Origin of the sequence: Halomonas sp. ANAO-440 (genome assembly GCF_019915905.1) — a bacterium.
GTDB classification, from domain to species: Bacteria; Pseudomonadota; Gammaproteobacteria; order Pseudomonadales; family Halomonadaceae; genus Halomonas; species Halomonas chromatireducens.
Genome location: NZ_JAHXBV010000037.1, coordinates 57255 through 67767, shown reverse-complemented (window position 1 = coordinate 67767; position 10513 = coordinate 57255). Strand labels below are relative to the sequence as shown.

Here is a 10513-nt window from a genome sequence, read left to right as displayed (position 1 = left end):
CTCGGGAACAGCGCCAGTCAGGCGCTGCGCGCCATGCCTGGCGCACAAGCAAAACGGGTAGCCCCTGAGGGGCTACCCGTTCGAATGACCTGAAGAAAAGGAGGATTTCGCGTTACGAGCGACGAGAGGCTGGTTGCCGCCGGAGCGCAGGAACCGGAGTGTAGCTCGCTGCACTGAGGATACGACCGGGCCGGCGCACCGGGACCGCCGGCAACCAGCCCTTTACCAAAACATCGAGCGCAGTAGCAAAATACCCTTTTCTTAGCGACGCAGGCCCAGACGCTGGATAAGAGCCTGATAACGCTCGAAGTCCTTGCGCTTCAGGTAGTCAAGCAGCTTGCGGCGCTGGTTGACCATGCGGATCAGGCCACGACGTGAGTGGTGATCCTGCTTGTTGGTCTTGAAGTGATCCTGCAGGCCGTCGATGTTGGCGCTGAGCAGGGCTACCTGCACTTCGGGGGAACCGGTATCGTTGTCACCACGACCAAATTCATTGACGATTTCGGCCTTCTTTTCGGCGGTAAGTGCCATCTATCTCTCCAGTAAGCAATATGCCTGAGTAATGAATGTCGGAGACCACGCATATTTGCAGTCTCCACGCCTGCGCCCGAAGGCGCTGGTCTCACACCGAGTCCGCCGGAGCGGTACTCAGCAGGCGGCGGGGGGCAATCTCCCCTGCCACCCTGACCACGCCGAGACCCAAGAAGATCCCGTCGTGATAGAGTCTTGTCGTCTCGCCTGGCGCCATGGCGCCGGGCGAAACAAAGGCCGACTGCCCATGCCGCAGCCGTGACACTGCCTCGGCATCCAGCTCGAGCGACGGCAGATGCGCAACAAGAACATCCACCGGCAAGAGTCTTGCCTCGAGCTCGGCCTGGCCTGGCTGCGCATCCAGCCCCTCGAAGGCAACCATCTCGCTGGCGTCGAAGGGCCCGGTCTTGAGCCGCCGCAGCGCAGTGATATGAGCGCCACACCCCAGAGCCCGCCCGATGTCTTCGGCCAGGGTGCGGATATAGGTGCCCTTGCTGCAGCGCACTTCCAGCGTGAAGGCATCGCCATCATGGGCCAGAAGGCGCGCATCATACACTGTCACGCGGCGGGCTGCACGCTCTACCGTCTTGCCCTCGCGGGCCAGCTCGTAGAGCTTGCGCCCCTGATGCTTGAGCGCCGAGTACATGGGCGGAACCTGCTCGATCTCGCCGCGGAACCGCGTCAGCACCGCTTCAATGTCCGCCTCCTTCAGCACCGGTACCGCCTGGCGCTCGACCACCTCGCCTTCGGCATCGCCGGTGTCGGTCACAACACCCAGTTGGATGCGAGTGCGGTAGACCTTGTCGGCCTCCAGCAGGTACGAGGAGAACTTGGTCGCCTCGCCGAAGCAGACCGGAAGCAATCCGGTGGCCATGGGGTCGAGCGTCCCGGTGTGACCTGCCTTCTGCGCCTGGAACAGGCGCCGGGCACGCTGCAGGGCATGGTTACTCGACGCTCCCTGGGGCTTGTCGAGCAGCAGCACCCCGTTCACCGGCAGACCGCGACGCCGACGCGCCATCAGTCCTTCTCGTCCTCGTTGCCGCTACGCGCCTGGCCGTCAGCGACGTCGCCGTCTTGATTGCCAGAAGCCTCGCCGTCCTCCGCCTCGTTACGGGCACGATCCCGGGAGACCGCCTCGTCGATCAGCGACGACAGTCGCTGGCCACGCACCACGCTTTCATCGTAATGAAAGCGCAGCTCCGGCACGTGGCGAAGCTTGATCCGCCGGGCGACCTGGCTGCGCAGGAAGCCAGCAGCCTGCTTGAGCACCTTGAGGTTCTCCCGGATACGTTCGGGATCCTCTTCGCCCAGCAGGGTCACATGCACATCGGCGTAGCCGAGGTCACGACTGACCTCGACGCCGCTGACCGTGACCATCCCCAGGCGCGGGTCCTTGACCTCGCGCTGGATCAGTACTGCCAGCTCCTTCTGCAGCTGGTCGCCGACACGGTCGGTACGCTTGAATTCGCGCATGCTCGACTCCTTGGCCGGTTAGAGCGTCCGCTCGACCTTGACCTGATCGAAGACTTCGATCTTGTCGCCAACCTGAACGTCATTGTAGTTCTTCACGCCGATGCCACACTCCATGCCGTTACGCACTTCGTTGACGTCGTCCTTGAAGCGACGCAGGGACTCGAGCTCGCCTTCGTAGATGACCACGTTGTCGCGCAATACGCGGATCTTCTTGTTGCGATGCACGCTGCCCTCGACCACCATGCAGCCCGCCACGGCGCCGATCTTCGGTGCGCGGAAGACATCACGAACCTCGGCCACGCCGACGATCTCTTCCTTCCACTCCGGTGCCAGCATGCCGCTCATGGCCTGCTTGACCTCGTCGATCAGCTGATAGATCACGCTGTAGTAGCGCAGATCCAGGCCTTCACGCTCGATGATCTCACGGGCGGCCGCATCGGCACGGACGTTGAAGCCGACCACGATGGCCTCGGAGGCCAGCGCCAAGTTGGCATCGGTACCGGTGATGCCGCCCACGCCGGAGGAGACCACGGCCACTTCGACTTCGCCGGTGGAGAGCTCTTCCAGGGCGCCCTTGATGGCTTCCAGCGAGCCCTGCACATCGGCCTTCAGCACGATGTTGACCTTGGCCACCTCGTCCTGGCCCATCTGGCTGAACATGTTCTCCAGCTTGGCCTTCTGCTGGCGTGCGAGACGCACTTCGCGGTACTTGCCCTGGCGGAAGTTGGCGACCTCGCGGGCCTTCTTCTCGTCGGCCACGACCATGAAGTCGTCACCGGCATCCGGGGTACCGTCGAGGCCCTGGATCTCTACCGGCATCGCCGGCCCCACGGCGTCGACCTGCTGGCCGAGCTCGTTGGTCAGCGCCCGTACGCGGCCGTAGTGCAGCCCGGCCAGGACGATGTCACCCTTGCGCAGGGTACCGTTCTGGACCAGTACGGTGGCCACCGGTCCACGGCCCCTGTCGAGACGCGACTCGACCACGACACCCTTGCCGGGAGCCTCGGGCACCGCCTTGAGCTCGAGGACTTCGGAAACCAGCTGAATCGCCTCCAGCAGCTCCTCGATACCCTCACCGGTCTTGGCCGAAACGTGAACGAACTGCGTATCGCCACCCCAGTCCTCGGAAATGACCCCGTGCTGGGAAAGCTCGTTGCGGATACGGTCGAAGTCCGCGCCTTCCTTGTCGATCTTGTTGACCGCCACCACCATCGGCACTTCGGCTGCCTTGGAGTGCTCGATCGCCTCGATCGTCTGGGGCATGACGCCATCGTCGGCCGCCACCACCAGGATGACCACGTCGGTGGCCTTGGCACCACGCGCACGCATGGCGGTAAACGCCGCGTGACCCGGGGTATCGAGGAAGGTCACGCCACCGTGCTCGTCTTCCACGTGGTAGGCGCCGATGTGCTGGGTGATACCGCCAGCCTCGCCGGTCGCCACCTTGGCCTTGCGAATATAGTCGAGCAGCGAGGTCTTGCCGTGGTCGACGTGACCCATGACCGTGACCACCGGCGAGCGAGTGATCTCGTCGCCCTCGTAGGAGATGCCGGACAGCACTTCGGTTTCCAGCGCATCGTCCTTGACCAGCTTGGGCTTGTGGCCCATCTCCTCGACCACGATGGCCGCGGTGTCCTGGTCGATGGTCTGGTTGATGGTCACCGCCGCACCCATGGTGAACATCGCCTTGATGACCTCGTTGGCCTTGATCGACATCTTGTCGGCCAATTCCGCAACACTGATCGACTCAGGGATGGACACTTCGCGCACGATCGGCTGTGTCGGCTTCTGGAAGCCGTGCTGGCCGCCGCCCTGGGAGCCACCGCGGCGGCTGCCACGGCGCTCGGAACGCTTGGCCTTCTTGGCGGCACCACCGCGACGACGCTCCTCGCGATCACCGCGATCCTCATCGTCACGACCACGCCCTTTCTTGGCAGCCGTCTTCTTCGGCGGCGCGGTGCGACGATCGCTGCGACCTTCCTTGGGCGGTGCCGGCGGCTCTGCCGAAGGCTCCGACTGATCCAACTCAGGGACCGGAATCTGCGGTACCTCGGCGAGCTTGGCTGGGGCTGGCTCCTCGGCGGGTGCCGGTGCGGCAGCCTCGGCCTTCGTAGCCTCCTCACGTGCCTGGCGCTCGGCGGCACGATCCTTGGCGTCTTCGGCATCCTGCGCTTCGCGCTTGGCCCGAGAATCCGCCATGTCGCCTACCAGCTGGCGCGGACCGGCGTCCTCCACCGGCTCGGGAGCCGGCGCCTCGTCCTCGGCGCGCTTGACGTAAGTACGCTTCTTGCGCACCTGCACCTCGATGGTCTTGCCCCGCTCACCGGTCTTGATGCGGCTCCTGGTCTTGCGGGTCAGGGTAATCCGATTCTTGGCCCCTGCACCGTCGCCGCCGCCATGGCTCTTGGTGAGATAGTCGAGCAGCTGACGCTTGTCCTCCTCGGACACCGCATCAGTCTCGGCTTTGTGCTCGAGCCCGGCTTCTTTCATCTGTTCCAGCAGGCGAGGGACGTCGCGCCCCACCTTCGCTGCAAAATCTTTAACGGTCATTTCTGACATGTTGACCCTCCTCAGCCCGTGACCCGTTTACTGTTCGTCCGCGAACCAGGGCGCACGGGCAGTCATGATCAGTGATGCAGCGCGCTCCTCGTCCATGCCCTCGATGTCCATCAGATCGTCGACGGACTGCTCGGCGAGGTCCTCCATGGTGACAATGCCGCGACTCGCCAGAATGAAGGCCAGATGACGCTCCATGCCCTCCATTTCCAGCAGGTCATCGGCCGGCTGAGCACCGTCCAGCGCCTCCTCGGAGGCAATGGCCAGGTTCAGCAGTTCATCCTTGGCACGCGCACGCAGCTCTTCCACCAGTTCCTCATCGAGCTCCTCGATCTCGAGAATTTCCTCGAGGGGCACGTAGGCGATCTCTTCCAGGGTGGTGAAACCCTCCTCCACCAGCAGCCGGGCGAGGTCATCCTCGATATCCAGATGCTGAATGAAATGCTCGACCAGGCTGTCGATCTCCTGCTCTCGCTTGTCTTCGGCCTCGCCCTCGGTCATGACGTTGATTCGCCATCCGGTGAGCTCCGAGGCCAGGCGCACGTTCTGGCCGCTACGACCGATGGCCTGGGCCAGATTGTCCTCGGCAACCGCCACGTCCATGGCATGCGCGTCCTCATCAACGAGGATGGAACCGACATCCGCCGGCGCCATGGCGTTGATCACCAGCTGGGCGGGGTTGTCGTCCCACAGGATGATATCGACCCGCTCGTTCTGCAGCTCGCTGGACACCGCCTGCACCCTCGAACCCCGCATGCCGACACAGGCACCCACCGGATCGATGCGCCGGTCGTTGGTCTTGACCGCGATCTTGGCCCGGGAGCCGGGATCCCGCGCAGCTCCCTTGATCTCGATGAGCTGCTCGGCAATCTCCGGCACCTCGATCTTGAACAGTTCGATGATCAGCTCGGGGCAGGTACGCGACAGGATCAGCTGGGCGCCACGCGCATCGGCATCGACCTTTGTCAGCAGCGCCCGGACCCGATCGTTCATGCGGTAGCGCTCGCCGGGGATCATCTCGCCACGCGGCAGGAACGCCTCGGCGTTGTCGCCCAGGTCGATGATCAGGCCGTCGCGGGTGGTCTTCTTGACGATACCGGCGACCAGTTCGCCCTCGCGCTCGGCGTACTGGCGCACCACCTCGGCACGCTCGGCTTCGCGCACCTTCTGCACGATGACCTGCTTGGCGGTCTGGGCGGCGATACGACCGAAGGCGGCATTCTCGATCTGCTCCTCGACCACGTCGCCCCGTTTGAGCGGCGGATCGCGACGCTCGGCGAAGGACTCCTTGATCTCGGCATCGGGGTTCTCGAACTCGTCGTCTTCCACCACTTCCCAGCGACGAAAGGTTTCGTATTCGCCGGTGTAACGGTCGATGTGAACACGCACGCTCACTTCCCGACCCTCGAAGCGCTTGCGTGATGCGCTGGCCAGGGCCGCCTCGACGGCCTCGAAGATCACATCGCGGGGCACGCCTTTTTCATTGGAGATCGCATCGACGACCGTCAGAATTTCTTTACTCATGCCTTTGCCTCGCCAGAAAACCTGTCCATATGCACCGATCTCGGCCTTCAACCTCAGTCTTCGAACCGTGGCACCACACGTGCCTGATCGATGCTTTCGATGGGAAAGCAATACTCTTCGCCGTCCTGCTGCAACAGCACCTCGTCGTCCTCGATGCCGGCCAGCAGTCCCTGGAACTTGCGCCGCCCATCGAAGGGTACCCGCAGCTTCAGCGCCACCTGATGTCCCGCAAAGCGAGAGAACTGGTCGAGGGTGAAGAGCGGCCGGTCCATGCCCGGCGACGACACCTCCAGGCGATACTCACCCGGAATGGGATCTTCCACGTCGAGTACGGCGCTGACCTGGCGACTGATATCAGCGCAATGGTCCACGCTCACACCCTCGGCATGATCAATGTAGATCACAACACGGGAATGCTTGCCCTGGGGGCGATAGTCGATGCCCCAGAGCTCGAAACCCATGGCGGTGACCACCGGCTCGATTAGCGCATACAGCGCAGCGTCCTTGAGTGCCACAGAGAAAGCTCCTACAGCCGTTGCATCAGGCACCTGGCCGGGAGTAAACAGGAAAGCTAGGTGGCTGATTGGCGTTGCCCGGATAAGCGCTGCCGGCCTGGGCCGACAGTAAGCTGCTAACAAAAAGCCCCTTCGCAGGAAGGGGCCTTTCACAAGAAACCTGTAGTACCACTTCAGCGCTCATGACTGCCTCGCAAGACAGCTGACCGGAAGATGGTAGCGGGGACCGGATTTGAACCGATGACCTTCGGGTTATGAGCCCGACGAGCTACCAGACTGCTCCACCCCGCAACATTCCAGGTCGGCGATTGTAGGTGCCTGATGCGCTTGAGTCAAGCCGCATTGGCGCTTACAACCCTTCTTCTTACAACCTTCCTGGTGCCAATCCTGCTTCTGTCGTGTCGTGATCTCCTGACAAGCCAGCGGATCACGTCGTTTCAGATGGTGCCGAAGGCGGGACTTGAACCCGCACGACCTTACGGTCACTACCCCCTCAAGATAGCGTGTCTACCAATTCCACCACTTCGGCTTTCTTGATGTCTGGAGCCTCAACCTTAGTCGTTGCTTTCTTCCAGCACTGGCGCGGTATTATCCACGTCACGGGCGTCGTCGTCAAGGGTCGGCACGCCGTTCTGCTGCTCGATCAGGCGGGCATCGGGGATGCCGACTTCCGGCGCCTGGGCCTGCGTAGCAAACCAGGCCAGCGTCAACGACGTGGCGAAGAAGGTCACCGCCAGCACAGCCGTGGCGCGGGACATGAAACCGCCACTGCCTCGCGAGCCGAACACGGTCTGGGAGGCACCGCCACCGAAGGCGGCGCCGGCTTCGGCGCCCTTGCCCTGCTGCAGCAGGATGAGGACAACCAGGGCGATGGCGATCACCACATGGATCATGAGAATGGCAACTTGCATGGAATTCAACCTGCTGACTGACAAATGGCTAGAAAATCGTCGACCTTGAGCGAAGCACCGCCCACGAGGCCGCCGTCGATGTCCGGCTGGGCCAGCAGCTCAGCCGCGTTATTTGCGTTCATGCTGCCGCCGTAAAGCAATCGCATCCCTGCCGCCAGCTCGCGATCGAAGCTGGCCTGATACTTTCGAATCCCGGCCATTACTTCCTGGGCCTGGCCGGGTGTCGCCGTGCGACCGGTGCCTATCGCCCAGACCGGCTCATAGGCGATAACCACCCGTGGACGCTGTTCGGGCTCGAGGCGCGCCATCACGTAGCCCACCTGGCCCAGCACCACTTCCATGGTGTGCCCCGCGTCCCGCTCCTCCAGGCTCTCTCCCACGCAGAGGATAGGCGTGATATCGACACTGAGCGCAGCCAGCAGCCGATCATGCACGGCCTCGTCGTTTTCGCGGTAGAGCTGGCGGCGTTCGGAGTGCCCCACCAGCGCATATCTCACGCCGAATTCCCGCAACATCTGACCGCTCACCTCACCCGTGCGGGCTCCGGAATGCAGCGGGTTGAGCGTCTGGGCACCCAGTTCGAGCGAGGTATCGGCAAAGGCCCGCTGCGCCATGTCCAGGTAAGGAAAGGGCGGGAGTATGACCACATCCAGCGACGCCGGGAGCACGGTACGGGGAAAGGCACGACCGAAATCCTCAACCAGAGAGGCCGAACCGTTCATCTTCCAGTTCCCGGCAATCAGCGGCGTTCGCATACGGCGTCCTCTTTCAAAGTGGTGCGAAATGGTATAGGAGGCGTCGTGTCAAGACAACCATTCGGCGCGGCCGTCAGCCCAACTGCTGCTGCACTTCGGCAGCCAGGCGTCGAGCCATGCCCTCAACATCGAGATGCGCCCGCCCCTCCACCATCACGCGAATCAGCGGTTCTGTGCCCGAAGGACGAAGCAGTACGCGACCCTCGTCGCCCAACTCCTCTTCCAAGGAAGCTACCGCATCCTTGACCGCCGGGCTCTCCATCAAGGACTTGGCATCGCTGCCCGGCGTCAGGCGCACATTCACCAGCACCTGGGGTACCTTCTCCAGGCCCGACAACAGGCTCTTGAGCGACCTGTCTTCCGCGACCATGATCGCCAGCACCTGCAATGCCGACACGATACCGTCACCGGTGCTCTGCACGTCGGCACAGACGATGTGACCGGACGACTCGCCGCCCAGCTGCCACTCGTTGGCAACCAGGCGCTCCACCACGTAGCGGTCCCCCACCTTGGCGCGCTCGAAGGGAACGCCCATCGCCTCCAGCGCCATGGCAAGCCCGAAGTTGGTCATCAGGGTGCCCACCACGCCACCGTTGAGCTGCCCCCGCTCATGCCGGTCTCGGGCGATCAGGTAGAGGATGTCGTCGCCATCGATCTCGCGCCCGTCGGCATCGACCATCAACACCCGATCGCCATCGCCATCGAAGGCAATGCCTAGATCGGCACTTTGCTGGATCACCGCGGCACGCAGCGTGGCCGGGTACGTGGAACCTACGTCGCGGTTGATATTAAGCCCGTCGGGGCTCGCCCCCACCAGGCTGATCTCGGCACCCAGCTCGCGGAAGACGCTGGGGGCTATGTGGTAGGTAGCCCCGTGGGCGCAGTCCAGCACGATCTTCAGCCCATGCAGGCTGACACGCTTGGGCACCGTGGACTTGCAGAACTCGATGTAGCGGCCGGCGGCATCGTCGATGCGCACCGCCTTGCCCAGCCGATCGGCGGCCACCGTGGTCAGCGGCTCGTCCAGCATCGCCTCGATGCGCTCCTCGATCTCGTCGGCCAGCTTGGTGCCTTCGGTGGAGAAAAACTTGATGCCGTTGTCGGCAAAGGGATTATGCGACGCCGAAATCACGATGCCGGCATCGGCCCGGAAGGTCCGCGTCAGATAGGCGATCCCCGGCGTTGGCATCGGGCCGAGCAGGGCCACGTCGACCCCCGCCGCCGAGAGCCCCGCCTCCAGCGCCGACTCGAACATGTAGCCCGAGATACGGGTGTCCTTTCCGATCAGCACACGAGCGCGCCCGTTGTCCCGGGCCAGCACGCGACCCATGGCCCAGCCCAGCTTCAGCATGAAGTCGGCGGTGATCGGATATTCACCCACCGTACCCCGAATCCCGTCGGTACCGAAATAGCGTCTAGTCATGCTCGCAGCCTTCCCTAAGCACGGCCCATGTCATGTTTACCGCATCCAGGACTGGGCCAACATCATGGACGCGCAGAATGCTTGCGCCGCGCTCGACGGCCAGTGACGCCAGCGCCAGGCCACCTGGCAGTCGCTCCTCGACCGGCCGCCCGAGCACCTTGCCGATCATGCTCTTGCGCGACATCCCCACCATCAGCGGAAGCCCCTGCGTGCTCAGATCACTCAAGCGATTGAGCAGCCTCAGATTGTGCTCGACGCTCTTGCCGAAGCCGAATCCCGGGTCGAGCAGCAGGCGCTCACGCCGCAGCCCGGCGGCTTCGCAGGCAGCGACTCGTGACTCGAGAAAATCGCTGACCGAGGCCTCCACCGGCACATCATAGCGAGGGGCGTGCTGCATGTCCCGCGGCTCGCCCTGCATGTGCATCAGACAGACCGGCAGGCCGGTACCCAGCGCTGCTTCAAGCGCCCCCTCACGCTGCAGGGCACGAACATCATTGATCATCCCCGCGCCCATCGCGGCGACTTCCCGCATCACCACGGGACTGCTGGTATCCACCGACACCAGGGCGTCAAGCTCGCGCACCAGACGCTCGACCACCGGCATGACACGATCCAGCTCCTGCTGGGTGGAGACATCCCGGGAACCAGGCCGGGTGGATTCGCCCCCCACATCGATAATCGCCGCGCCCTCGGCAAGCATGCGCTCGGCATGCCGCACGGCATCGTCAATGACGGTGTGCTGGCCACCGTCAGAGAAGGAGTCGGGTGTGACGTTGAGAATCCCCATGATGCGGGGGTAGGAGAGGTCGAGACGGTGACGCCCGC

At 63.6% G+C, this 10513-nt stretch carries 10 protein-coding genes and 2 tRNA genes; all 12 read right to left on the bottom strand.

The genetic code is table 11. The annotated features are described in order from the left end of the window. Positions 1 to 261: 261 nt before the first annotated feature. Positions 262 to 531, bottom strand: coding sequence for a 30S ribosomal protein S15 (gene rpsO, locus KZO25_RS18050; RefSeq protein WP_043512930.1), 270 nt, complete (start codon positions 529 to 531; stop codon positions 262 to 264). A 91-nt stretch (positions 532 to 622) separates the two neighbouring features. Next, positions 623 to 1549 carry a tRNA pseudouridine(55) synthase TruB gene (gene truB, locus KZO25_RS18045; RefSeq protein WP_066451851.1) on the bottom strand — a complete coding sequence of 309 codons (927 nt, stop codon included), beginning with the start codon at positions 1547 to 1549 and terminating at the stop codon, positions 623 to 625. After that, positions 1549 to 2004, bottom strand: coding sequence for a 30S ribosome-binding factor RbfA (gene rbfA, locus KZO25_RS18040; RefSeq protein WP_066451852.1), 456 nt, complete (start codon positions 2002 to 2004; stop codon positions 1549 to 1551). Before rbfA ends, truB begins: the two co-directional genes overlap by 1 nt. Positions 2005 to 2022: 18 nt before the next feature. Beyond that, positions 2023 to 4563, bottom strand: a complete 2541-nt coding sequence (gene infB, locus KZO25_RS18035) for a translation initiation factor IF-2 (protein ID WP_223138006.1) — start codon at positions 4561 to 4563, stop codon at positions 2023 to 2025. 27 nt (positions 4564 to 4590) lie between these two features. Continuing rightward, on the bottom strand, positions 4591 to 6084 hold the full coding sequence (gene nusA / locus KZO25_RS18030; protein ID WP_066452420.1) for a transcription termination factor NusA: 1494 nt from the start codon (positions 6082 to 6084) through the stop codon (positions 4591 to 4593). A 53-nt stretch (positions 6085 to 6137) separates the two neighbouring features. Beyond that, on the bottom strand, positions 6138 to 6599 hold the full coding sequence (rimP, locus tag KZO25_RS18025) for a ribosome maturation factor RimP (RefSeq protein ID WP_066451854.1): 462 nt from the start codon (positions 6597 to 6599) through the stop codon (positions 6138 to 6140). Between the two features lie 214 nt (positions 6600 to 6813). Beyond that, a tRNA-Met gene (locus KZO25_RS18020) sits at positions 6814 to 6890 on the bottom strand. Between the two features lie 151 nt (positions 6891 to 7041). Next, positions 7042 to 7128 (bottom strand) — tRNA-Leu (locus KZO25_RS18015). Positions 7129 to 7153: 25 nt separating this feature from the next. Further along, positions 7154 to 7510 carry a preprotein translocase subunit SecG gene (gene secG / locus KZO25_RS18010; protein ID WP_066451855.1) on the bottom strand — a complete coding sequence of 119 codons (357 nt, stop codon included), beginning with the start codon at positions 7508 to 7510 and terminating at the stop codon, positions 7154 to 7156. 5 nt (positions 7511 to 7515) lie between these two features. Beyond that, on the bottom strand, positions 7516 to 8265 hold the full coding sequence (tpiA, locus tag KZO25_RS18005; RefSeq protein WP_223138005.1) for a triose-phosphate isomerase: 750 nt from the start codon (positions 8263 to 8265) through the stop codon (positions 7516 to 7518). A gap of 73 nt (positions 8266 to 8338) precedes the next feature. Next, positions 8339 to 9688 carry a phosphoglucosamine mutase gene (gene glmM / locus KZO25_RS18000; RefSeq protein ID WP_223138004.1) on the bottom strand — a complete coding sequence of 450 codons (1350 nt, stop codon included), beginning with the start codon at positions 9686 to 9688 and terminating at the stop codon, positions 8339 to 8341. After that, positions 9681 to 10475, bottom strand: coding sequence for a dihydropteroate synthase (folP, locus tag KZO25_RS17995; protein ID WP_144439742.1), 795 nt, complete (start codon positions 10473 to 10475; stop codon positions 9681 to 9683). Before folP ends, glmM begins: the two co-directional genes overlap by 8 nt. Between the last annotated feature and the right edge of the window lie 38 nt (positions 10476 to 10513).